The 24,767-nt window shown below is 67.5% G+C and carries 17 protein-coding genes; 8 read left to right on the top strand and 9 right to left on the bottom strand.

What is annotated here, in order from left to right; all coding sequences use genetic code 11:
- Nucleotides 1-41: 41 nt before the first annotated feature.
- Nucleotides 42-1,301, top strand: a complete 1,260-nt coding sequence (locus tag ACEN98_RS27605) for an ROK family protein (protein WP_413388086.1) — start codon at nucleotides 42-44, stop codon at nucleotides 1,299-1,301.
- Between the two features lie 23 nt (nucleotides 1,302-1,324).
- Entirely contained in the window at nucleotides 1,325-2,401 is a 1,077-nt protein-coding gene (locus ACEN98_RS27600; protein WP_413388085.1) for an oxidoreductase, read from the top strand.
- Here ACEN98_RS27600 and ACEN98_RS27595 read toward each other — a convergent pair.
- Entirely contained in the window at nucleotides 2,398-2,817 is a 420-nt protein-coding gene (locus ACEN98_RS27595; RefSeq protein ID WP_413388084.1) for a MarR family winged helix-turn-helix transcriptional regulator, read from the bottom strand. The genes ACEN98_RS27600 and ACEN98_RS27595 overlap by 4 nt on opposite strands.
- Before the next feature lie 95 nt (nucleotides 2,818-2,912).
- Between ACEN98_RS27595 and ACEN98_RS27590 the strand changes: the two genes are divergently transcribed.
- Nucleotides 2,913-3,647, top strand: a complete 735-nt coding sequence (locus tag ACEN98_RS27590) for a siderophore-interacting protein (protein WP_413388083.1) — start codon at nucleotides 2,913-2,915, stop codon at nucleotides 3,645-3,647.
- A gap of 86 nt (nucleotides 3,648-3,733) precedes the next feature.
- On the opposite strand, the gene ACEN98_RS27585 is transcribed toward ACEN98_RS27590, so the two are convergent.
- The 3 genes from ACEN98_RS27585 to ACEN98_RS27575 all read right to left on the bottom strand — a co-directional run bounded on the left by ACEN98_RS27585 (nucleotide 3,734) and on the right by ACEN98_RS27575 (nucleotide 7,874).
- A complete protein-coding gene (locus tag ACEN98_RS27585) occupies nucleotides 3,734-4,291 on the bottom strand; it encodes a PEP-CTERM sorting domain-containing protein (protein ID WP_413388082.1) in 558 nt (185 codons plus the stop codon).
- An 11-nt stretch (nucleotides 4,292-4,302) separates the two neighbouring features.
- A complete protein-coding gene (locus ACEN98_RS27580; RefSeq protein ID WP_413388081.1) occupies nucleotides 4,303-6,645 on the bottom strand; it encodes a family 43 glycosylhydrolase in 2,343 nt (780 codons plus the stop codon).
- Between the two features lie 263 nt (nucleotides 6,646-6,908).
- Entirely contained in the window at nucleotides 6,909-7,874 is a 966-nt protein-coding gene (locus ACEN98_RS27575) for an MBL fold metallo-hydrolase (RefSeq protein WP_413388080.1), read from the bottom strand.
- A 114-nt stretch (nucleotides 7,875-7,988) separates the two neighbouring features.
- Between ACEN98_RS27575 and ACEN98_RS27570 the strand changes: the two genes are divergently transcribed.
- The gene (locus tag ACEN98_RS27570) at nucleotides 7,989-9,101 is read left to right on the top strand and encodes a sensor histidine kinase (protein WP_413388079.1); all 1,113 of its coding nucleotides are present in this window, start codon (nucleotides 7,989-7,991) and stop codon (nucleotides 9,099-9,101) included.
- Entirely contained in the window at nucleotides 9,098-9,898 is an 801-nt protein-coding gene (locus tag ACEN98_RS27565) for a LytR/AlgR family response regulator transcription factor (protein ID WP_413388078.1), read from the top strand. Before ACEN98_RS27570 ends, ACEN98_RS27565 begins: the two co-directional genes overlap by 4 nt.
- Here ACEN98_RS27565 and ACEN98_RS27560 read toward each other — a convergent pair whose 3' ends face one another.
- The 3 genes from ACEN98_RS27560 to ACEN98_RS27550 form a co-directional block, all read right to left on the bottom strand.
- Nucleotides 9,899-11,800 (bottom strand): sialate O-acetylesterase, encoded by a 1,902-nt coding sequence (locus ACEN98_RS27560; RefSeq protein WP_413388077.1) that lies wholly within the window; start codon nucleotides 11,798-11,800, stop codon nucleotides 9,899-9,901.
- 60 nt (nucleotides 11,801-11,860) lie between these two features.
- Nucleotides 11,861-14,203 carry a dockerin gene (locus ACEN98_RS27555; RefSeq protein WP_413388076.1) on the bottom strand — a complete coding sequence of 781 codons (2,343 nt, stop codon included), beginning with the start codon at nucleotides 14,201-14,203 and terminating at the stop codon, nucleotides 11,861-11,863.
- A gap of 297 nt (nucleotides 14,204-14,500) precedes the next feature.
- Nucleotides 14,501-16,828, bottom strand: a complete 2,328-nt coding sequence (locus ACEN98_RS27550) for a dockerin (protein ID WP_413388075.1) — start codon at nucleotides 16,826-16,828, stop codon at nucleotides 14,501-14,503.
- A gap of 200 nt (nucleotides 16,829-17,028) precedes the next feature.
- Between ACEN98_RS27550 and ACEN98_RS27545 the strand changes: the two genes are divergently transcribed.
- The gene (locus ACEN98_RS27545) at nucleotides 17,029-17,982 is read left to right on the top strand and encodes an IS1595 family transposase (RefSeq protein WP_413388074.1); all 954 of its coding nucleotides are present in this window, start codon (nucleotides 17,029-17,031) and stop codon (nucleotides 17,980-17,982) included.
- Between the two features lie 101 nt (nucleotides 17,983-18,083).
- On the opposite strand, the gene ACEN98_RS27540 is transcribed toward ACEN98_RS27545, so the two are convergent.
- Nucleotides 18,084-21,110: a TonB-dependent receptor gene (locus tag ACEN98_RS27540; RefSeq protein ID WP_413388073.1), complete on the bottom strand. Its 3,027-nt coding sequence runs from the start codon at nucleotides 21,108-21,110 to the stop codon at nucleotides 18,084-18,086.
- A gap of 218 nt (nucleotides 21,111-21,328) precedes the next feature.
- The gene (locus tag ACEN98_RS27535; RefSeq protein ID WP_413388072.1) at nucleotides 21,329-22,567 is read right to left on the bottom strand and encodes an ABC transporter substrate-binding protein; all 1,239 of its coding nucleotides are present in this window, start codon (nucleotides 22,565-22,567) and stop codon (nucleotides 21,329-21,331) included.
- A 66-nt stretch (nucleotides 22,568-22,633) separates the two neighbouring features.
- On the opposite strand from ACEN98_RS27535, the gene ACEN98_RS27530 reads away from it, so the two are divergent.
- Both ACEN98_RS27530 and ACEN98_RS27525 read left to right on the top strand, forming a co-directional pair.
- On the top strand, nucleotides 22,634-23,329 hold the full coding sequence (locus ACEN98_RS27530) for a response regulator transcription factor (RefSeq protein WP_413388071.1): 696 nt from the start codon (nucleotides 22,634-22,636) through the stop codon (nucleotides 23,327-23,329).
- The gene (locus ACEN98_RS27525; protein WP_413388070.1) at nucleotides 23,313-24,767 is read left to right on the top strand and encodes a sensor histidine kinase; all 1,455 of its coding nucleotides are present in this window, start codon (nucleotides 23,313-23,315) and stop codon (nucleotides 24,765-24,767) included. Before ACEN98_RS27530 ends, ACEN98_RS27525 begins: the two co-directional genes overlap by 17 nt.

Genomic DNA, 24,767 nt, shown 5'->3' with positions numbered 1-24,767 from the left:
CTGTTGCATAATCATCACAACCCACTTGATTTTTCCCACCCATGCCCGTTACCGGTGACCAGCAACTCCTCAAGCAACTGAACCGCATGGCACTGGTTCGCCAGGTCAGCATCCAGCCTGGACTGTCGCGCGCGGCGCTGGCCGATGTGCTGGGCCTGACGAAATCCACGATCAGCCTGCTCGTGCGCGAACTGGTCGACGAAGGCTGGCTCACGGAAAGCGAACTGCTCGTGACGGGCGAAGTGGGCCGGCGCGCCACGCCCCTGCACCTGGACCCGTCGCGGCTCGCCCTGCTGGGCGCCGACCTGGGCGTGGACGAGGCCCGCGTCGTCGCGACGAACCTGCTGGGCGAAGTGCTCGACACGCGCATCCTCACGTACGAAGACCCGGCCGATCCCGCCTCGTGCATCCGCCTCGTTGCGCTCGCGCTCGTGAAACTGGCGAAGCGGCTCGCCCGCCCTGCCGGCCACGGCAAGCCGCGGCGCGTGCTCGGCGTCGGCATCGGCCTGCACGGCGCCGTCGACGAGGCCCTGGGCCTGCTGCGCCACGCGCCGCACCTGGGCTGGCGCGACATCGACGTGGCCGGCATCGTGCGGACGCACGTCGCCGGCTCGCCGCTGGACGGGCTGCCGCTGTCCATGCAGAACGAGGCGAACGTGGCGGCGCTGGGCGAATTCGAATTCGCCGACCAGTCGGGCACCGATCCGCTGATCTACCTGTCGATCGGGTATGGCGTGGGCGCCGGCGTGATCGTCAACGACCGCCTGCTGACCGGCCTGCACGGCTATGCCGGCGAGGTGGGCCACGCGATCCTGCAGGCGGGCGGCCCGCTGTGCCAGTGCGGCCGGCGCGGCTGCGCCGACGCGCTGATCGGCCTCGGTTCGCTGCTGGGCCGCGAACGCCCCAGCCATCCCGCGCTCGAGCGGCTGTTCCAGCGCGTGGCCGACGGCGACCCGGCGACGTGCGCCGCCGTGGACGCGGCCGGCCGCCAGCTCGGCATCCTGCTGAACAACCTGTGGGCCGGCTTCGATCCGATGGCGATCGTCATCGGCGGTCCCGCGCTGCAGCTGGGCGACGCCTTCATCGAACCCGCGCGGCATGTGCTGGCCGCCTATGCGCACGCCGCCATGCTGCCGCCGCCCGCCATCCGCACCTCGCATTTCGGCGCCCAGGCCGTCGCCGTGGGCGCCGCCGCGCTGGCGCGCTACCGCGTCACGCGTCCGCTCGACGTGCTGCGCATCGAGCGCGAGACCGGCCGCGGCACGGCCACCCGCCCGGCGGGGCTGGCGCTGCCGCACTGACCGCAACAACATCAAGGAACACAATGACCGCTGACACGATCAACGTTGGACTCATCGGCTATGGCTTCGCCGGCCAGGTCTTCCACGCGCCGCTGCTGCGCACGACCCCGGGTCTCGCCATCGCCGCCGTCTCCAGCCGCAATCCGGACAAGGTACGCGCCGACCTCGGCAGCGTCGCCGTCCATGCGGAGCCGGCCGCCCTGCTCGCCGATCCGGACGTCGCCCTCGTCGTACTGGCCAGCCCGAACGCGACCCACTATCCGCTGGCGCGGGCCGCGCTGGAGGCGGGCAAGCACGTCGTCGTCGACAAGCCGTTCACGGATACGGCCGCGCAGGCCGCGGAACTCGTGCGCCTTGCGGAAGACAAGGGCCTGCTGCTGAGCGTCTACCACAACCGCCGCTGGGACAGCACGACGCGCACCGCGCTGCGCCTGCTCGCCGGCGGCACCCTGGGACAAGTCCGCCACGCGGCCATGCACTTCGACCGCTTCCGCCCGCAGCCGCAGGAACGCTGGAAGGAAGAGACCGATGCGGGCGGCGGGATCTGGCTGGACCTGGGCCCGCACCTGATCGACGAAGCCCTGCTGTACTTCGGCGAGCCGCTCGCGATCGAGGCGGACCTGCCCATGCTCCGTCCGGGCAGCCGCTGCGAAGACCAGTTCCAGGCGCGCCTGCGCTATGCGGACGGCCTGCGCGTGGACCTCGGCGCCAGCATGCTGGCCGCCGTCGCGCGCCCGCGCGTGGCGCTGCATGGATTGAACGGGAGCTGGGTCAAGCAGAGCCTCGACCCGCAGGAAGCGGACCTGATCGCGGGCCGCCGGCCGGGCGGCGATGCGGCCGCATGGGGCGTGGACGCCGAGACCGGCGTGCTGGCCGTCCTGAACGACGGCAAGGTGGCGTCGGCCGCCGTGCCGACCGAAAACGGCGCGTATCCGTCGTACTACGCCGGCATCCGCGACGCCCTGCTCGGCAAGGCGCCGAATCCCGTGCCGGCCCATCAGGCGCTGACCGTCATGCGCCTGCTCGACGCCGGCCGGATCAGCGCGGCGGAACGGCGCGAAGTGCTGTTGTCCGAAGTCCCCGCCCTGAGCCTGCCTTAAGCCTGCCCCGCCTCCAGGTTCGCGCGCACCCGCTCCAGCAAGTCGAGCAGGGTCGCGCGGTCCGCCTCCGCAATCCCCTCCAGCGCCGTCTCAGCCAGCGCGCCGTCATGGCGGTGCAGCGCCGCGAACATCGCCTTGCCCGCCTCCGACAGCGACAGCCGCGTGCTGCGCTTGTCCGTCTCGTCCGCGACCGCGTCGAGCAGCCCGCGGTCGCGCAGGCCGCGGATCAGGCGTGCCAGCTGGGCCTTGTCGCGTCCCGAATGCGCGGCGAGGTCGCTCTGCGTCGCACCGGGCCGGCGCGCGAAGAAACCCAGTACCTTGATCTCCATGTGCGCCAGGTCGTGCGGCCCGGCACGCAGGCTGCGCTGCTGGGCCGAACGGTACAGGTGCATGATCGCGTGGACGCGTTCCAGCACCTCGAGCGCGGGCGACGGGGGATTTTGGTTGACTTCATCAACTATATTTCGCATAATGGGCAGGTAGGTGACATTATCAACTAATTGGAGCAACGATGCAGCAAGCTGAACACCTTCTCGTCCGCCGCGTCCGCCATGAGCTCAAGCTGCGCGAACTGACCGTGGCGCGCATCGAACGCCTGGGCGAAGCCTTCGCCGCCATCACCTTCACGGGCGCGGCGCTGGCCGATTTCACGTCCCTGTCGTTCGACGACCACGTCAAGTTCATGTTCCCGGACGCGGATGCGGACGGCGGACAGGTGAGGCGCGACTATACCCCACGGTGCTTCAGCCGCGAAGCCCTGGAGCTGACGATCGAGTTCGCGCTGCACGGCGACGGCAAGGCGTCCGACTGGGCTCGCAACGCGGTGGTGGGGCAGCGCGCCCTCGTTGGCGGGCCGAAAGGTTCGATGATCGTGCCGTTGGAACTCGACTGGCAACTGTTGACGGGCGACGCGACCGCCCTCCCCGCCATCGCGCGGCGGCTGGAAGAACTGGCGGGCGGCAGCCTGGCGATCGTGCTGGTGCATGCGGCGCCGGCCGACCGGCGCGTGTTGAGGAGTGTCGCGGACGTGGACCTGCGCTGGCTCGATACGCAAGAGGCGCTCGTCGCCGATCTGCAGGCGCTCGCGCTGCCGCCCGGCCGCGGGTTCGCGTGGGGCGGCGGCGAAGCGTCATTGATGGCGCGGGTGCGCCAGGTGCTGAACGAACAAGGCGTGCCGCGCGAGGCGACGCGGGTGTCGGCGTACTGGAAACAGGGCGTCGCCGAGCACCACGAGAACCTGGAGTAATCGATGACGATTGCGTTCGGTGGGCACAGGGTGCCCACCGAACGCTATCGTGGGCCGTAGGGTGGGCTCCCCGAGCCCACCACGCCTCACACGGCGCGCTTGCGCCTGCGGCCCGCCATCAAGGCGAGCAGCGACGTACCCATCAACGCCAGCGACCCCGGCTCCGGCACCGTGAACTCGTCCATCGCCCACGCCGTCGGGCTGCTGTTGTAGATGACGAGCGTATCGATGCCGGCCCAGTCCAGCTCGACCCAGCGCGGCGCCGTCGTGTCCAGCGTGAAGGCGCCCGACGTGACCAGCAGCTGGCCGTTGCGCCAGCCTTCGAACGAGATCTCCTGGTCGATCCAGGCCGACGTGAAGTACGCGCCGGTGAACGCCCACGCATTGCCGTCCGCCTTCGAAATCGTCGCGGGCTGGCCGAACCAGTTGTACGCCACGTTGGCCGGCGACACGACGCCCGCCTCGAAGCCGCTGCCCGGGTACGCATCGGCACGGATCGTCCCCATGTTGTCCCAGTTGAAGCCCGCGTAGCCGGCATCGATGGGCAGCGACTCGTCGCCCGGCAGGTCGTCGAAATGGATGACCGTCGCATGCGCCAGCGCGCAGGCCATCGTGGCCAGCAGGCCGATGATCGTCTTCTTCATGTTCATCCCTTTCAGTGTGCGATGCCGGCGACTTCGGCATCGCTCAAGGCCGCGTTATAGATGCGCAGTTCGTCGATCGCGCCCTTGTACGGGGTGTCCCAGTAATTCACGCCCAGCGCGAAGGTGCCGGTCGTCGTCGTGAACACGTTCGGGAAGTTCGTGCCGGAGAAGCGCTTGACGCCGTTCACGTACACGTTGACGGCGCCGTTGTTGACGGTGAACGCCACGTGCGACCACTGGTTCACGGGGATGTTCATGCCCAATCCCGCGTCGTACCAGGCGGCGCCCGACCACAGCATCGACGCGCCGCCCACGCCGCCATGCCCCATCGGCAGGAAGCTGACCCACGAATCGGTCGTGCGCGCGCCGAAGAACGTCGTCGTGAACGCCGTCAGTTGCGCGGGTTTCAGCCACATCGCGACGGTGTACGTGTTCGACGAGATCAGGCCGTTCGGCAGGCGCACGCCGGTCGCGCCGTCGAACACGGCCGCGTTGCCGCGCATGCCGGCGCCGTACGTCAGGCTGCCGCCCGCCGTGTCGATCTTGCCGCCGCTGACCGATCCGGCCGCGAAGGCGCCGTTCGAATCCGCGAGATTGCCGTCGAACGCGTAGTACGCGACCAGGCCGCCCAGCTTGCGCACGGTGACCGTGAACGTCTTCGTCAGGGTGGCCGTGCCCTTCGTGATGCGCGCGGTCAGCGTGACGTTCACGGCGCCGCTGGCCGGCGTCGTCACGACGCCCGTGTTGCTGACCACCGCCGGGTTCGACGACGTCCAGCGGATGACGGCATTGCGGGCCGCGCTCGTCGGCAGCGTGAGGTTGCCCGTGACGGCCGTCGTGGCGCCGAGGCTCAGCTCATTGTAGATGGCGGTCGCGACCTGCATGTCGGTGCGCGGGATCAGGCGGCTGCCGAAGATGGCGATGCCTTCGCGCGACGACGCGGTGAACGTCGTCACGTACGACCGCGACGTCTCGTCCCACTGCGTCAGCAGCACGCCCTTGTACGTCGATGCGCCCGGCAGGTTGATCTCGACCTGGTTGGTGCCCATCCTGCGCCACGTGCCGGACACTGCCCCGGTGATGCTGCCGTTGGCGTTCAGCGTGATCAGCTGCGACTTCTTGATGGTCGCCGTGATGTCCTTGCCGTGGTTGACGTACAGGTAGTCGCCGAACACGAATTCCGGCCGCACGGCCGTCGCCGTCTCGTTCGCGTAGCGGTATGGCGCCACGACGGGCCAGCCGTCCGCGTTCATGAACATCTGGTGCACGCGCACCTCGTGCTGCTCGCCGCGTTCCGGGAAGCGCGTGTGGAAGATGAGGAAGTGCTTGCCGGTCGCCGGGTCGTACCAGGCCGAGTTGTGGCCCGCCGAGACATAGCCCGTGCCGAGGCCGGTGCCCGCCTCGCCCAGCTTGCGCTCGAACAGGAAGTTACCCATCATCTTGACGCCGTACGGCGCGATCGACGCATCGTCGAACAGCGGTTTCGACGGATCCGACTTCACGTTCGCCATCGCATTGCCCTGGGCGTCGTAGTACGGGCCATCCGGATTGGTCGAGCGCGCGACACGCATGTTGTAGCCGCCGTTCGCATCCAGGCCGCCGAACGAGGTAAAGAGGTAGTAGTACGACGTGGCCGGGCTGTACATGATGTACGCGCCTTCGATGCGGGAGTGGTTGCCGCCCGTGAGGCGCTTGCCGTAGCCCTGGTTCGGATACGGGAAGCCGGTGGCGGGGTTCATCTGCATGATGAAGATGCCGCCCGAGTACGAGCCGTAGACCATCCACAGCTTGCCCGCGTTGTCGAAGAAGACGTTCGGGTCGACGGTGTTCGGGTGCTTCAGCGCGTCGTAGACGGTGCCGTCGTAGCTCGGCTGGCCCCACATACCGGACTTCAGGATCACGCCCTTGTTGACGTACGGGCCTTCCGGACTGTTCGCGACGGCGATGCCCAGCGCGGACCGGGGCGCGTCGCCCTGGCAGGCGTCGTAGTACATGTAGTACTTGCCGTCCGCGAGCTGGCGCACGTCCGGCGCCCACAGGGTCGTCGTGTTCGCCCATGCGAAGGTCTCGGCCAGTTCCGTGTAGACGTTCTTCGAGCCGTTCAGGAACAGCGGATTGGTGGCGCTGACGCCGTCCGTCATCTGCGTCCACTTCATGAGGTCCTTCGACTTGGCCGATGCCAGGTGCGAGCCGAACACGTAGAACGTGTCGCCGGCCTTCAGCACCGACGGGTCGTGCACGGACGCGTTCTGGAACGTGGGGAGCGTGGCGCCGGCCTGGGCGCATGCATTGGCGGCGATGAAGCAGGACGCGAATAGCGCGCCCAATCCCGCCAGGGACAAGGGTTTGTTCACTGTAGTCTCCGTCTAATAATTATGGTTGCGGACGGAGAATGCGGCATTTTCAGATGCTTTGCAACAGGGCCGGCAGCGCATCTAAGTCACTGATTCGACCGGATAATTTACAGATTTCAGCAGAGAAACAGCTGCGATTCCAAAAAAACGGATTTAGGGTCGTAAATAAAAAATATGATGATCGATGAGGGAATCCGCGATAACTTTTTTTGGAATGGAATCGATTCGAAAACCAAAAAGGATATCGCAGGTTTTTTTACGTGTTACAAAAAATATTTTGCGGCCAGCGTGCCGTCGCGGCCCAGCAGGTACCGGTCGAAGTCGCGCGCGAGGAACAGGCTGCCCGCGTACTCGCTCCTTGCCTCCGCCTCCAGCGCGCCCATCGACAACGGCCCTTCGCCGTCCTGGTAACGGGGACTGAAATGGGTCAGCACGAGGTTCGGCAACCGGGCCGCCTGCGCCATCCGCGCCACCCGCAGCGCGGAACTGTGCATCGGCCCCGGCCCCACTTTCAGTAGCACCTCTTCCGTGTAGGTCGCCTCGTGGATCAGTACGTCGGCCGTGCGCGCCGCCTCCAGCAGCAGCGACGGGGCGTCGTTGTCGCCGCCCACGACGACCGTGCGCGCCTTGCGCGGCGCGAGCAGCCAGTCGACCGCATGCAGCACGCGGCCGTCGTCCAGCACGACATCACTGCCTTGCTGGAGTTCGCCCCAGGCGGGGCCCGGCGCGATGCCGGCCGCGCGCAGGCGGGCCGTATCCAGCTTGCGCTCCACCGTGCGCTCCGTGAAGCGATACGCCCAGGACGGGATCCGGTGCGACAGCGCGATGGCGTCCACGGCCAGGTCGGGCAGGACTGGCCTGCCGGCCAGGCCGTCGACGGCCATGAACTCGAGCGGATACGGCAGCCCCAGTTCGCTCGTCGCCATCACGCCGTCGATGAAGGTGCGCAGCGCCGGCGGCCCGACGAGGGCCAGCGGGGCTGTGCGGTTCAGCATGCCGGCGCTGGCCAGCAGGCCGGGCAAGCCGTAGCAGTGGTCGCCGTGCAGGTGGGTGATGAAGATGGCGCGCAGGTCGTGCAGCGACAGCGTCGTATGGAGGATGCGGTGCTGCGTGCCTTCGCCGCAGTCGACGAGCGACCAGCCCCCGCCCGGCCCCCGGAGGGCCAGGCCGCTCACGTTGCGGGTCTTGCTCGGGGTGCCGGACGAGGTGCCGAGGAACTGGAATTCCATGCTGGATGGGCCAATAAGTGGTTTCGGTCCGATTATCCCCCGTTTCGGTCGGCCCCAAGGCGGTTTCGTCGCAGCCGGGTTGCCGCCGTCCGGGCCCGGCGGCACAATTCCGGCATGAACACCCTCTTCCGCTTTTTACCCTCCGCGCGGGGCGCGTGCCGCCCGATCGTCCGCCGCCTGGCTGACGACATCGGCCTGACCGTCATCGTATGCAGCATGACCGCCGTCCTGATCACGCTCGTCAACGGCAGGACGTTCGAACTGTACGACCAGATGGTGTACTCGATCTGCGTCGGCCTCGTGGCGCTGGTGGTCCTCGACGGCGTCCGCCTCACGCTCCTCGACGATCCGGCACGGCGCCGCCGCTGGCTGGTGCCGTGCATCGTGCTGCTCGTCGCGATGGCGCCCGTCGCGCACTACACCGGCATCTCGATGGGCAGCCTGATCCTGGGCCACCCCCTGCCCGACCTGTCCGAGTACCCGAACGAACACGGCCAGAAAGGCATGATCGGCCTCACCTTCCTCGCCATTTGCGCGATGGCCCTCCTGATCCTGAACCGCGAACGGGTCGAGCGCATCAAGCTGGAACGCACCGAGGCCAAGGCGCGCGCCGAGACGATCGAACGCCAGGCCCTGCAGGCGCAACTGCGGCTGCTGCAGGCCCAGATCGAACCGCACATGCTGTTCAACACGCTGGCGAACCTGCAGGGCCTGATCGCCATCGACCCGCAACAGGCGAGCCGGATGCTGGACCACCTGATCCAGTACCTGCGCGCCACCTTGTCCGCCACCCGCGCCGAGACGACGACGCTGGCCCAGGAATTCGAGGCGGCCGAAGCCTATCTCGGCCTGATGGCCGTGCGCATGGGTGCGCGCCTCGCGTACCGCTGCATCCTGCCCGCCGAACTACGGAGCGCGCGGCTGCCGGCGATGCTGCTGCAGCCGCTCGTGGAAAACGCCATCATCCACGGCCTCGAGCCGAAGATCGAAGGCGGCACCGTGACCGTGGAGGCGAGCGCGCGCGCCGGCCTGCTCGAGATCTGCGTCAGCGACACGGGCCTCGGCCTGGACGACACGCAGACCGCGGCCAAGGGCACCGGCGTCGGCGTGACGACGACCCGCGAACGCCTGCAGGTGCTGTACGGCGCGCGCGCCGCCCTGACCCTCATTCCCGCCCAGCCGCACGGCGTGCTGGCCCGATTGACGCTTCCTTTGGAGACCGCATGAACGCAACGCCACCCATCCGCGCCCTGATCGCCGAGGACGAACCGATCCTCGCCGCCACGCTTGCCGCGACGCTGCGGCGCCTGTGGCCCGACCTCGACATCGCCGGCACGGCGCCGAACGGCGTCGCGGCCGTGCAGCAGGCGCTGGAACTGCAGCCGGACATCCTGTTCCTGGACATCAAGATGCCGGGCCAGACCGGCCTGGAAGCGGCGCAGGAACTGGCCGAGCGCTGGGAGGGTGCGCGTCCGTTCCCGCACATCGTGTTCGTGACGGCGTACGACGATTACGCGGTGCAGGCGTTCGAGCAGGCCGCCGTCGACTACGTGATGAAGCCGGTGAGCGACACGCGCCTGGCGCGCACCGTCGAGCGCCTGAAGGCGCTGACGGTGCGGGACGCGCCGGCCGCTGACGGCCTCGCGCAACTCGTCGAGCAGATGCGCGCCCTGCTCCCGGCAGGCGCGGCACCGGCCGAGCGCCTGACGGTGATCCGCGCGGCGGTCGGCAACATCATCCGCATGATTCCCGTGCAGGAGGTGCTGTACTTCCAGGCGCTCGACAAGTACGTGAACGTGGCGAGCGCCGAGGGCGACGCGCTGATCCGCCTGAGCCTGAAGGACCTGCTGCCCCAGCTCGATCCGGACCAGTTCCGCCAGATCAGCCGCGGCGCCATCGTCAACATGCGGCACGTGACGAGCGCGAGCCGCGACGATGCCGGCAAGCTGACGCTGCACCTGCGCAACCGGGCCGACAAGCTGCGCGTCAGCCCGTTGTTCGCGCACCTGTTCAGGCAGATGTGATCAGCGCACGTCCAACCGGAACGGCGCGGCCGGCAGGCCGTCGCCGCCGAACAGGTTCACGAACGGCGCATCGGCCCACGCGTAGCGTACGCGCGTGACGCCGGGCGCCGCCGCACCGCGCAGGACGATCCGGTCGCCGGCGACGCGCGCGTCGGCATAGCGGCATGCCTTGCCCGCGCACACCTCGAAGCCGATCGCGCGGTCGGCCGAATACGTCTTGAGGCCGCCGCCCGTGTCCCTGAACGTCACGACGATGTCCTTGCCCTTGCGCGCCGCCGCGACGACCGTCGGGCCGCCGGACGCCGTCTGCGCGCCGTACGCGACGGCGCGCGCCGCCCGCGCGAGACGTTCGCCGACGACCGTCTTCTGGGTGGGGTGGATGTCGAAGCGGTCGCCCACGTCGAGCGTGACGGCCAGCCCCGCGTGCGCATCATGCGCGACGGTGTCGGCCTGCGCCGCGCGCAGCTCGGCCCATGTGGAATCGCCCGGCGCCGTCGCCGTCGCGCCGTACGACGTCAGTTGCACGACGAGGAAGGGCAGCGTGGGCTGGCCGAAGCGCTGGCGCCAGTCGCGCATCAGCATGGGCAGCAGGGTGCGGTATTCATCCGCCGCGTCGGCATTCGCTTCGCCCTGGTACCACGCCGCCAGCTTGAATTTGTAGCCGACCAGCGGCGCGATCATGCCGTTGTACAGCGTCGTGTAACTCGTCAGCATGTCCCACGGTGCCGGCGGCACGGCGAGCCCCTTCAGCGCGCTGCCGCGCCGGACCTTCCACGCGGCCGGCAGCGGGATCGCCTGGCCGTCGCTCAGGCCGATGGTACGGTTGGCCGGCGCGCCCGTCATGCCGCCGCTGCCCAGGACGCGCAGGACGATCACGTTGCGGCCCGGCTTGAACACGCCCGCCGGCACCGTATAGTCGCGCCCCAGCCAGGCCAGCCCGGCGCCGCCCACGCGCTGGCCGTTGACCCAGGTGGTGTCGTACGTGTCGACGGGGCCCAGGTGCAGCGCGTTGGCCGCCCGCGCCTGCGCTTCCGTCAGCGTGACGGTCGTACGGTACCACGTGACGCCGTCGAAACTGGAGCCCGCCGGCGTGACGCTCTCCCACGCGCTGTCGTCGAAGTCCGGCGCGACGAAGGCGCGCTGCGCGGCCGTCGCCGGGTCGTGCGCGCGCCACCAGGCTTCCGTGCGCGCATCCTGGGCGCGCTGCGCCGCCGCGGGATCCGTGCCGTATTGCGTCACGAGGTCGATGCCCGTCTTGTAGTCGCCGAAGGTGCGCAGCGACTCGGCCCCGATCCAGCCCTGGATCGTCGTGCCGCCCCAGCTGGCCTGGATGAAGCCGACCGGCACCTTGTAGTCCGCCTGCAGCGAACGGGCCATGTAGTAGCAGACGGCGGAGGCGTCGCCGATGGTGTCCGCGTTCATCGGCGTCCACGCGGCCGGCGCGAGGAGGTCGTCCTGCGGCGCCAGCGCGCTGTTGCGCGGGACGTTCAGGTAGCGGATGCGGTCGTTCTGCGCGGTATAGGTGGCGCCGATGGCGTTCGTCGACGCGCGCTGGAGGAATTCCATGTTCGACTGGCCCGAGCACAGGTAGACGTCGCCGAGCAGGATGTCGGCGCGGCTGACCGTCTGCCCGTCCGAGGTCGCGGTCAGCGCGTACGGCCCGCCCGCCGGTTGCGGCGGCAGCTGCACCTTCCACTTGCCCTGCGCGTCGGCGCTGGCGCTCGCCGTCTGGCCGCCCAGGGTCACGGTCACCTTGCCGCCAGCGCCGGCCGTGCCCCACACGGCAATGGGCTGGTCGCGCTGCAGCACGGCGTGGTCGGAAAAAATGCGGGCGAGGCCGAGGTCGGCCGCCTCGGCCGGCAGGCAGGCGGCGAGTGCGAGTAAGAGGAAGGTCTGCTTCATGATGTGTCGTTGTCGATGAAAAAAAACCGCCGCGGCCGATGCCGCGGCGGTCGATACTGCTCAGTTAGTATAGATCACGCCACGTCCGTTGCCGCTGAAGTAGATGCGCCCGTACGTGCTCCAGTCGCCCGCGATCACGCCGATGCCGGCGTACTGGTGGGCGTCGTCGTTGAAGCGCGCCCACGTTGCGCCGCCATCGTCGGAATGCCAGATGCCCCACACGCCGCCCCGCGTGCCGACGACGTAGACCGCGGCCGAGTACGACGCGCCCGACTGCGCCTTGCCCAGCGCGATCCTGGTGGCGCCTTGCAGCGCCCCCGTCGAGCCGCTGGCGGCGACCGTCGCGAAGCCGGAGAGCTTGGTCCAGCTCGCGCCCGAATTGGTCGAGTGGTACACGGCGTTGCCGTCGGCCACCCACAGGTCGCCCGAGGCGTTCGGATTGCCCACCATCGTCGTGAGCCCGAAGTCATTGGGGGCGAAGTTCGCCGCGACCGAACCCTGGACCAGCGCGAACGAATGGCCCCCGTCGGTCGACTGGTAGACCTTGCCCGTCGTGCCGTTCCACCACGCGCCGCCCCCGTCGAAGGCGTACACCTTGTTCGGGCTCTGGCGGTCGACGACCAGGCGATAGGCGTTATTCAGGCCGCCGTTGGGCGCGGGCAGGCCGCTGACCTGGGTCCAGCTCGCGCCATTGTTCGAGGTCCAGGACGGGATCGAATTGGCGGGCGCCCACACGATGTTATTGCGCGACGTCGTCACGATGCTCACCGTGTCGGCGAAGTTGGTGGAGGCGCCGGCGGGGAGCGATGCGAAGTTCGACCACGAGTTGCCGCTGTCGCCGGACCAGGCGCCGTAGGCGGTCACGGGCGTGTTGGAGGTGATACCGACAGCGACGATGTAGTTCGGATCGGACCACAGCACGTCGGCGGCGTCGCCATTGCCCCATGCGCTGTTGGGCGTCCGGGTCGGCTTCGTCGCGAGGTCCGTCTGGACCCAGTTGCCGATATCGCCCGCGCTGTTGACGAACTTGTACGACGCGCCGGCCGGCGGCGTGACGAGCGCCAGGGTCGCGGTTTCCTCGAGGTTGTTGACCGGAGCATCCCAGCTCGGGTTGGTGGCCGACGCGTTCCAGGTTTCCCAGACGCCGCCGCCGTGGATGTGCAGGATGTGATCCTTGTTGGTCGGATCGATCTCGATGTCGTCCACCCAGCCCCTGTAGTCTCCGCCCCAATGTGTCATGCCGTCCGCGATTTCGCGCCAGCTGCCGGGGGCGCCGCCGCTGTCGGACAGCTGGACGACCGGCTGGCCGGCGCTCCATGTACCGGTCACGGCCAAGGCGATGCGGGCCGTCGAGCCGGTGCCGTAGACGGACACGCCGCCGTAGCCGCCCTGCGTGGTGGTGGCGAGCTGGGTCCAGGACTCGTTGAAGCTCACGCCGCCGAACCGGTAGAGGTAGCCGGGACCGCCGGCGCCCTGCCCGGCGTTCTGGTTGAACACCACGTAGTAGTTGCCGTCGCTGGTGCGCACCATGTGCGGGACGTAGTAGCCGGACACGTTGGACGGCACCGGCACCGGTGTCCACGTGGCGCCGCCGTTGACGGACTTGTACATGGTCGAGGTCAGGCTCGCCTTCTGCACGTAGTCCGGCGCGATGGCGGCGTACATGATCCACGTCGTCGCGCCGCCGCCCACGTTCGAGTTGTCGAACATGATCTGCTCGACGCCCACCGGAGAACTGCCCAGCCCCTGGATCTCGCTGGCCGACAGCACCTTGCTCGACAACCCGGTCTGGGTCCAGGTCTGGCCCGAGTTCGTGCTCTTCCACAGGCCGGCCGTGCGCGAGGCGTAGAACAGCGTCGACGGGTTGGTGGGGTCGGCCTTCAGGCGTTCGCCGATGGCGCGGGCATTCTCGTTGCCGCCCACCGGAAACGGCAGGTCGTAATGCGTCCAGCTGGCACCGCGGTCGCCCGAGACATAGATGCGGCCGTTGATCGGGGTGCCTTGCCAGTCGTGCGACGTGATGCCCGTGACCAGGTACACCTTGTTGTCGTTGGTCGGATCGACGGCAATGCTTTCGACGCCGTGGTAGGCACCGTCGCCCCCGCCGAACCCGATGCCGTCGGTGATGGGCGTCCACGAGCCGCCCCCGTTCCAGCGGTAGGCGCCGCCGACGTCGGTGCGGGCGTACATGACGTTGTAGCTGGTCGGATGGTAGACGAGGCCGGTGACGTAGCCGCCGCCGCCCCACTTCGCGCTCGTGTAGCTCGTGGCCGAGCCGACGGTGGCCGCGACGACGGGGGCTTGCGCCGTGGCCGACGGGCCGGCGGTGCGGTCGCCGCCGCTGCAGCCTGCGACGAACGCCGCAACCGCGGCCGAGATGATGAACAGGTGCTTCCGATGCATGAGATCTCCTCTATTGGATTGGCTGAGAACGTAGCTCCGCCGTCCTGGCTGCGCCCGCATGCGTGTGCCGGCACTCGTTATGGTGAAAACAATCCCGTACTCTTGGACATCCCCGATCGGAGCACATTAATGTGTCGACGTATTTTTATTAACAAACATTAAAGAGTTTAATGCCCGTATTTTTCAACTGTCAACACAACTCACGGTTACAGGAGATGTAACAGGAAATGAACGACAAGACCGCTGCAGATCGTTCCCGTTCTGCAGCGGTCCTGGGTTGCCTCAAGGTCGTATTGCTCAGTTGCTGTAGATGAGGCCGCGGGCGGCGCCGTTGACGTAGAGTCGGCCGTAGGTGTTCCAGTCGCCCGCCATCACGCCGGAGTCGCCGAACTGGTGGTTGTCGTCGTTGAAGCGGGCCCAGGTGGCGCCGCCGTCGTCGGAGTGGAAGATGCCCCACTGGCCGTTCAGCGTGCCTTCCACGTAGATCGCGGCCGAGTACGGCGCGCCGGCCAGTGCCTTGCCCAGCGCGACCTTGGTGGCGCCCTTCGTGCCGTTGGTGGACGCGAACGCGCCGACCTGCACCCAGTTCCAGCCCGAATTCACCGAGTGGTACAGGGCATTGCCGTCGGTCACCCAGATGTCGCCCTCGGCGTTCGGGTTGACGACCATCGCCGTGTCGCCCCAGGCGTTCGGCGCCATGGCCTGCGCACCCCACATCCCGCTCAACCCGAAATTGTGGCCGCCATCGTACGAGATGTAGACCTTGCCCGGCTCATTGCTCCACGGCGCACCGCCGGAATCGAACGCATAGACCTTGCTCGGATTCACTCGGTCCGCGACCACGCGATAGGCGCGCTGGAAGCCGTTCCAGACGGCGTTGAACGCCGGCAGGTTGGTCGCCGTCCAGCTTGCGCCGCTGTTCGTGCTGTACGACGGCACCGAATCGGGCGGTGCCCAGACCAGGTTGTTGCGGGACGTGACCGCGATGCTCTGCACGTGGCTCTGGCTGGCCGCGGCGCCGGTCGGCAGGGACGCGAACTGGTTCCAACTGCTGCCGGCGTCGCCCGACCAGAACGCCTTGACGGTGTGGCCGTTCTTGTTGTCGACGCCGGAGGCGGCGATGTAGGTCGGGTCGGACCACGCCAGGTCGGCCGCGTTACCGCTGCTCCACCAGTTCATGGGGCCGCGCGTCGGCCGCGTCGCGAGGTCCGTCTGCGCCCAGGTGCCGATGTCGCCCGCACTGTTGATGAACTTGTAAGGCGCGCCGGCCGGCGCCGCGACGAGGGACAGCGTCACCGTCTCTTCGAGGTTGGCGACCTTGGGACTCCAGGTGGGCGTGGTCGACGACGCATTCGTCGTTTCGCAGATGCCGCCGCCGTGGATGTGCATGATGTGGTCGCGGTTGGCGGGGTCGATCGCGACGCCCTCGACCCAGCCTGCGCACTCGTCCGCGGCGATGCCGGTATGCGGCATGTTGGCTTCGGCTTCGTGCCAGGCGAGGCCGTCGTTGTCGGACAACTGGATCAATTGGTTCGAGTCGGCCCAGCCGGCCACACCCAGCGCGATGCGGGTCGTCGGGCCGGTGCCGGACACGGACAGGCCGGCGAAGCCGACGTTGGCGTCGAACTTGAGCTGGTTCCAGGTGCCGTTGTTGCTGGCGCCGAACTTGTAGAGATAGCTCGGACCGCCGGCGCCCTGGGCCTGGGCGCCAGCGGCCGTATTGGGATGCGCGCGGAACGCCATGTAGAAGTTGCCGTCGGCCGCACGCACGACGTGGGGAATATCGTAACCGGCCACGTTGGACGGGATCGCAACGGGCGCCCACGTGGCGCCGCCGTTGGTGGACTTGTACAGGGTCGAGGTCAGGCCCGCCGCCTGCGCGTAGTCGGAGGCGACGGTGGCCCAGACGATCTGGGTCGGCGATGCGTTCTGGCTCTGCACGAACGGGGTATCGTAGATGATCTGCCCGACGCCATACAGGTTCGGCCCCTGGAGCACCGTCTTGCTCGAGAAGCCCATGACCTGGTTCCAGGTATGGCCCGAGTCCGTGCTCTTCCAGATGCCGGACTTGCGCGAGCCGTACATCAGCGTCGTCGGATTCTGCGGATCGACCGCCAGGCGTTCGCCATAGGCCCGGGCGTCGTCGTTGCCGCCGATCGCGAACGGCAGGTCGTAGTGCGTCCACGTGTTGCCGCGGTCGCTGGAGATGTAGATGCGGCCGGGCGTGTCGTTACCCACGCTGTCGCCGGTCATCATGTAGACGAGCTGGTCGTTGTTCGGATCGAGGGCCAGGCTTTCGACGCCATGGAACCGGCCTTCGCCGCCGCCCCAGCCAATCCCGTCGGTGATGGGGATCCACGTCGACGCGGCCGCATCCCAGCGGTAGGCGCCGCCCACGTCGGTGCGGGCGTACAGCAGGCTCGCATTGCGCGGGTGGTAGACCAGGCCGGTGACGTAGCCGCCGCCGCCCCACTTCACGCTCGTCCAGCTGGTGGCCGAGCCGACGGTCGCGGCGAGGACTGGGGCGGCCGTGCCCGTCGCGCCGGGGGTCGTGCTGCCGCCGCTGCAGCCGGCGAGGAGTGCTGCGAGCAAGGCCGGGATGATGATATTCGTTTTCCGTTTCATGATGTCTCCGTTGTTATCGAGAGGAACATTAACATGATGCATATACTTAGTTAATGAACATGAACGGAGTCTAATACTCACACTTTTCCACTGTCAACAGAAACACGCATATAAAAAAGGCTGTGTTCGCGCTAGTTATGTGAACTGTAATTCGTTGCAGAGGTCATACGCATCGTCGAGTTAACTCATGAGGAGTGGCGATGCGCGGCCTGACGTTCGACGAATTGTTCGCCATGTTGCTGGCGGTGCGGTTGTCGCCAGACGACCTGACCCGGCTACGGGAATGGATCGGCGGCATCGCGGATCCGGCCGAGTGCATCGCCCTGATCGAGCAGGCGGCGGCGGGCCGGCCGTGTCCGCACTGCGGCTGCGCCCGTAAGCACCGCTGCGGCCAGGCGAGTGGACTGCAGCGCTTCCGTTGCCTCACATGTGCGCGCAGCCACAACGCATTGACCGGTACGCCGCTGACGCGGCTGCGCAAGAAGGAGCTCTGGCTGCCGTATCTGCAATGCGTGCTCGAATCGCGCACGGTGCGTAATGCCGCGCAGGTCGTCGGGGTGCATCGTACGACCAGTTTTCGATGGCGCCATCGGTTCGTGCCCGGCGCCATGCGCGACCGGCCGGCAACGCTGTTGGCCATCGTCGAAGTCGACGAGACGTATCGGCTCGAATCGCAGAAGGGGGCACGGAATCTCGCGCGGCCGCCGCGAAAGCGGGGCGGCGTGGCCAAGCGGCGGGGTATCAATCGAGAACACGATTGCCTGCTCATCGCGCGCGACCGCAGCGGCCGTACGCTCGATTTTCATACGGGGCGCGGCCAGGTGACGGTGGCGCAATTACACGAGTGCCTCAAACCCGTGCTGCCGGACGACGTCCTCTTGATCACCGACGGCGCCATCGTCTATCGGCATTTCGCGGAGCAGGCCGGCATCACGCATGAAGCGGTGAACGTGAAAGCGGGCATCCGGGCGCGCGGCGCGATTCACATTCAAAACGTGAATAGCTGGCACAGCCGCTTCAAGAGCTGGCTGGTGCGGTTCCGCGGCGTGGCGAGCCGTTACCTGATCCACTACTCGGGATGGCAGCGCATGCTGGACGATCGTCGGCTCACGAAGCCGGCTCATCTGCTGTGCGCTGCGGTCCAGCTCGGCTAGGCAAGCGGGTTACCGAATTACCGCGAACACAGCCATAAAAAAAGGCGGCCGAAGCCGCCTGAAACATCTGCCGTCAGCAGAAGAGAGATACCTGGTTCGCGTCAGAACGAATAACGCATCTGCGCCGTGTAGCGCGGACCGGTCACGTACGCGCCGCGGACCTTGAAGCCGACGCCCTGCTGCATCAACTGCTTGTACATGGCGTTGTTCAGGTTCTGCGCCTCGAGGCCGAACGACAGGTTCTCGGTGATCTTGTAGAAGACCGACGCATCCACCTGGCCGTAGGCGTCCGACCACGTCGGCAGCGCGTACTGCACGTTGTGCTGGCCGAACGTCGGGCTGTTCGGGTTGGTGTCGGTGCCGTCGCCGCCGTTCGTGCCGTTGGCGTTGATGGCCTGCAGCGACTTCGAACGCCAGCTGTACGCCACGCGGGCCGAGATCGGACCACGGTCGAACAGCAGCGCCAGGTTGTACGAGTTCTTCGACAGGCCGTTGAGCGGCAGGTTGCCGAAGGTCTTGCCGTCCACGTCGCAACCGTTCAGGTTCAGGTTCAGGTTGTCCGCGCCGCTGCCGCCCGAGCAGTACGCCTGGTACACCGGGTGGTACAGGTCCTGGCTGCTCTTCACGTACGTGTAGTTCGCCTGCACGCCGAAGCCCGCGAGCCAGCCTGGCAGCATGTCGAAGTACTGCTGGTACGCCAGTTCGATGCCCTTCGCCGTGCCGTTCGCGCCGTTCACCGGACCCGTCGTCACGAAGTCATGCATCGTGCCGTTCACGTCCGGCAGCGAGAAGTTGTAGCTCTGGTTGATGATGACGTCGCTGAGCTTCTTGTGGAACAGCGCGGCCGTGAACGAACCCGTCGGCGCGAAATACCACTCGGCCGTGATGTCGGCCTGCTTGGCCATCGTCGGACGCAGCATCGGATTGCCGCTGCCGGTACCGGTGAGGCTGACATTGCTGACGTTGACGACGTTGGTCGCGGTGTTCGTGCTCGTGGTGGTCGCTTCCGACAGGCTCGTATAGGCCTGCAGTTGCGAGAAGTCCGGACGCGACATCGCCTTGCCGTAGGCGAAGCGGAATTGCAGCTTGTCCGACGCCTTCATGCGCAGGTTCAGCGTCGGCAGCACGTTGCTGTACGAATTGTCGAAGTCCTGCTTCTGCTGGAAGTTCGGGATGTTCGGGATCGGCACGCCGGTCACCGTGGCGCCGTCCGGGATGCTCGGGGCCGTGAAGCTGAACACCGTGTAGCCGTGGGCGACCATGTTGGTCTTCACGTAGCGCACGCCGATGTTGCCGTCGATCGGATACTTCAGGTCGTCGAAGCCGAAACGCAGCTGCGTGTACAGGGCCTTGCTGCGCTCCTTCTGGTCGTTGGTGCCCGACGGATCGGTGCCGAACGTCGCCGGTTTCCAGGCCCCGCAGCTGTCCAGCGTGCCGCCGCTGCGCTCGGCGCACAACACGTTGTAATACTGGTGCAGCTGCGAATACGTGCCCGGAAAGCCGTCGGCCACCGACGTGTTCGGGAACACGACGGCCGGCACCGACGCCTTGCCGTTGAAGAAGTTCGGGAACGTGTTCAGGTGCGTGCCGGCGGAGAAGCGCGGATCGCCCAGGTAGGCCAAATGGGTCAGCGGCTGCCACGAACCGACCGGGCCCACCTGCCACGGCTGGGTGATCGCCGCCCAGTTATAGCCCGGCACGGAGTTGATCGTCGTCGCATCGCGGTCGGTCAGGCGCACGCCCACGCGCAGGTCGCGCAGCACGGGATTGTCGAACTCGTACTTGACGTCGGTCTTCCAGGCCTTCTCGTTGGCGACGCTCGCGTCCTGGTGCTCCATCGTGAAGCCCCAGTAGTAATTGTTCGGATTGGCCATGTACGCCTTCGTGGCGTCGTCGAACGTCAGGCGCGCCGGCGTCGTGCTCATGTCCATGCCCATCTGCGGGATCTGCAGGCCGGTAGCGACCGTCGAGTCGAAACTGCCGGTGGTGGCGCGCACCTTCTGCAGGTCGGTCGTCACGGTCCACTGGCTGTTCAGGCGCCAGCGCAGGTTCCACGAAATGTCGGTCGTGGCCGACTTGCGCGTCGAGGTGCGGGTGTCGTCGTTGAAGTTGACGCCGCCGTCGGTCGGATCGGTGAGCACGCCGCTGATCATGGCGCCCTTCGGATCGAACTTGCCGTTCGCGACCTGCAGGTTGTACGGGCTGGACTGGCCGAAGATCGCCTGCTCGTCCCACTTCATCTTGTAGCGCGACTTGAACCAGGTGAGCGACGACTGGACGTTGCTGTTCGGCTTCCACTGGAACGCAGCATAGCCGCCGTCGCGCTTGCGGTCGAATTCCAGCGAACGGAAGCTCGCGGCGTTCGGCACCCAGACGGTCTGGCCGGGCACGACGTCGGTGCGCGGGTAGTAAGGCGAGACCTGGAAGGCGTCGGTGCGGGTGCCGCTCTGCGACGTGGCCAGGTCGAACAGGGCGCCGAACTCGCCGAAGCGCGTCTTCCAGCGGTCGGAGAACATCATCGAGTACGACGGCTGGGGCTTGCCCTTCTTCAGCGTGGAATACGTATCCTGCGCCGAGACCGACAGCTTGCGGCCCTTGAAGTCGAACGGCATCGCGGTGCGGAGGTTGATCAGGCCGGAGATGCCGCCTTCGATCTGTTCGGCCGACGGGTTCTTGTAGACGTCGATGCCGGCCATCAGCTCGGGCGGCACGTCTTCGAAATTCAGCGAACGGCCACCGTTGGCCGAGAACGAGTCGCGGCCGTTCAGCTCGGAACGCACGTAGCTCAGGCCGCGGACCATCACGCCCGAACCTTCGACCGAATAGTGTTCCGGGTCGCCCTTGGCCATGGTGCGGTCGATGGTCACGCCGACCACGCGCTGCAGCACCTCGGTGACCGAACGGTCCGGCAGCTTGCCGATGTCGTCGGCGACGATCGAGTCGACGACCTCGTCGGCGTTCTGCTTGATTTTCTGGGCATTTTCCAGCGAGGCGCGCTGGCCGACCACGATGACCGACGTGGTCCCATTGTCGGTGGCAGGGGTGGTTTGTGCATATGCCATGCCGCTGGCGAGCAGCACGACTTGAGACACGCCGACGGCGATAGCCGTTTTCCTGAACTGGTTCACATCATCTCCTTGGTTTGGAATGCGCCGTCGACGCGGCGTGAAACATTATTAACGAATATTCTCGTTAAATTAACGTGGCATTAATTAAGTCTACGCCGCAATGTTTTTGTTAGTCAAATCAAATAGTGAGAATGTTCACGGGTGTGGCCGAACAGATACACGCGAAAACTCACACTTCGGACCGAAGCGCGACGGTGCAAGGAGCAACAGGAGGGGAATCAGGGACGGCGGGCGGCCGCGACGAGGCGCTGCATCGTCGCGCGGGCGGTGATGCGGTCGTCGTGCCAATAGGCGCTGACGGCTTCGCGCATGGCATCCTCGACCGCGGGCGGCAGAGTCATGGAGATGCTGGGGACGAGCGTGCCGCCACGGGAGGCGGCCTCGAAGGCGGCGGCCGACTGCTTCGCGCAGCGGTCGAATTTCGTGAGGTCGACGCCCTGGCGCACCGGAATCGACCCTTTGACGAGGTTGAATGCCTCCTGCACGCCGGGCGCCAGCAAGTCGGCGGCGAAGTCCTGCTGGGCGCGGGTCTTGGCGGGGCTGTTAACCTTGAACAGGGCGAACGAGTCGACCGTATAGGCATAGGCCTTGGCCGTTCCGGGCGCGGGCACGCAGGCAAACTCCAGGCGGCCGCTGCGCTGCGCCGTCTGGAAGATGGGCTTGGCCCAGTCGCCCATGAACTGCATGCCCGCCTCGCCGTTCGCCAGCCGCGACGCCGCCACGTTCCAGTTGCGCCCCATCGCGGCGACGTCGGTGTACGGCTTGATGCGGCGGAACGTCTGCAACGCCTGTTCCATGACCGGGCCGGCCAGTGCGCCGGGGTCCAGCGCCACGAACGCCTTGCGGTAGAACTCGGGGCCGCCGACGCCCAGCACGACGTTTTCGAACAGGAGGAAGTCCTGCCAAGGCTGGCCGCCATGCGTGACGGCGATATACCCGGCCCGCTTCATGGCGTCGGCCGCGGCGAAGAAGTCGTCCCACGTGACCGGCACCTGGGCATTGGCGCGCTTCAGGATGCGCGTGTTAATCCACAGCCAGTTGATGCGGTGGATATTGGCCGGCACGGCGACGTAGCTGCCCTTGTACTTCATGGCGTCGCTGACGACGCGCGGCAGCACCGCGTCCCACTGGCCCGCGCGTGCCGTGGCATCCAGGTTGGCGAGGGCGCCTTCGCGCGCCCATTGCTGGATGACCGGCGCCTTCACCTGGGCCGCGGCCGGCGGATTGCCCGACTGGACGCGCGAGCGCAGCAGGAAGAGCGGAAAGCCGTTCGCGTCGGCCGTCACGGCGAAGTCCTTCCACGTATGTCCCTGGCGCTGCAAGGTCGATTTCAGCACGTCCACGGCGCGTGCGTCGTCGCCCACGTCCCAGAAGTGGAGCACCTCGAGTTCGCCCGCGTGTACGGCAGTGGCGCACCAGGCGGTAGCGAGCGCAATTGCCGTGGCGAAGACTTTCATGGCGTGCATCTTAGCCCGAAACGGTCGCCGATGGTAACGCCGTCACAAATCCGTTAATATTAAGAAATGCAACTTTTACTCGCCGAAGACGACCCCATCCTCGCAAACGGATTGACCGCACAACTGAATGCCGCGGGCTTCACCGTCGAGCACGCACCGAACGGCCCGGTGGCGGAATACCTGCTCACCCGGCAGAACTTCGATATCGCCATCATCGACCTCGGCCTGCCCATGGTCGATGGCCTCACGGTATTGAAGAACCTGCGCGCGACCCGGCCCGACTTGCCGGTGCTCGTCCTGACGGCCCTCGACCGGCTCGACAGCCGCGTGGCGGGCCTGAACGCCGGCGCCGACGACTACATGACGAAACCGTTCGAGTTCCCGGAACTGGAAGCGCGCCTGCGGGCGATCCTGCGGCGCGCACGCACGTCGGCGGCGGCGCCCGCCGACGTCGCGCTGTCCGGCCTCCACTTCGACCGGGCCGCGCGGCGCGCCGTCATCCACGGCGAACCGGTCGAGCTGAGCCCGCGCGAAGCGACCCTGCTGGAACTGCTGCTGGTCCATGCCGACAAGGTCGTCACGAAGGACCAGATCGCCACGGCGTGGGCCGGCGACGGCACCGAAGTCGGCGCGGGCAACACGGCGGAGGTCCACATCCACCGGCTGCGCCGCAAGCTGGAGAGTTCGGGCCTCGAGATCCGCACCGTCCGCGGACTCGGCTACCTGCTGGCCGTCGAGCGCGCCGATGGACGACCGGCCTGAACGGGGAACCCGCACGCTCTCCCTGCGCCGCCAGCTGGTCATCTGGGTGCTGCTGCCCCAGCTCGTACTGTGGGTCGCGGGCGGCTTCGCCACGTACCGGCTGGCCGTCCGCTACGTCAACCAGGCGGCCGACGCGACCCTGTCCCAGGCCACCCGCGCGCTGGCCCGAAGGGTCAAGCCCATCGGCAACGGCCTGCTGATCGATTTCCCCCGCGCCGCGCAGGAAGTGCTCGAGACGGATCCCAACGACCGGCTGTTCTACATGGTCAGCACGCCGCCCGGCGAATTCATCCTCGGCAACAACAGCATCCCGATGCCCCCCGCGTCCATGCGGCCGCGCCTGAACGACCCGTATTTCTACGACGGCGAGATCAAGTCCGCCGGTCCCGCCGGCGGACGCGGCCTGCGGGAATCGATGAAGGTCAGGATCGCGGCGCTCTATCTCCCTTACGCCGCGCCGGAAGGCAAGGAGCAGTGGATGCTCGTGCAGGTGGCGCGCAACATGGCGCACCGCGAGGACATCTTCAAGCTCATCCTGATGGACACCCTCCTCCCGTTGTCCGCACTGATTCCGCTGCTGACGCTCATCGTCTGGATCGGCACCGGCGCCGGCCTGGCGCCGCTGCTGCGCCTGCGCAAGGAGGTCGAGGGCCGCTCGCCGCTCGACCTGGCGCCGCTGCGGATCGAATCGGCGCCGCAGGAAGTCCACTCCCTCGTGCGCGCGCTGAACGCCCTGCTCGCGTCCGTGCGCCAGAACGTGAATGCGCAAAAGCGCTTCATCGCGGACGCGGCGCACCAGTTGCGCACGCCGCTGGCGGGCCTGAAGAGCCAGACGGCACTGGCGATCGCGGCGACCGACGACCCCGCGCTGATCGCGCGGCTGAAACTGGTGGACCAGAGCGCGACCCGCGGCGCCCACCTGATCAACCAGTTGCTGATGCTGGCGCGCGCCGATCCCGAGGCCGCGGCGGCCTCCGACAAGGCGCCGCTGGACATGCCCGCGTTCGTCCAGGAGATCGTCGCCGAATACGTGCCGCGCGCGCTGCGGGCGCAGATCGACCTCGGCATGGACGATGCCGAGCCGCCCGCCGCCGCGCCGCTGCGCATCGAGGCCAACGCCCTGCTGCTGCGCGAAGCGCTCACCAACGTGATCGACAACGCGATCAAGTACACGGGCCGCGGCGGCGAGATCACGGTCCGGGTTGCGCCGGATGGCGGCGACGTCCTCGTGACCGTCACCGACGACGGCCCGGGCATCCCGGAAGCGGACCGCGCCCGCGTCTTCGAACGGTTCGTGCGCGCCACGGACCAGGGCGAAGGGTGCGGGCTCGGGCTGGCGATCGTGCGCGACATCGTCGCGCAGCACGGCGGCACCGTCGAGCTGCAGGATGCACGGCCGCGCGGCCTGCGCGTGGCAATCCGCCTGCCCAGGCGGTGA

This window comes from Massilia sp. CT11-137 (assembly GCF_047302885.1).
GTDB classification, from domain to species: domain Bacteria; phylum Pseudomonadota; class Gammaproteobacteria; order Burkholderiales; family Burkholderiaceae_D; genus Telluria; species Telluria orientalis.
This window is presented reverse-complemented; position numbering and strand designations above follow the sequence as displayed.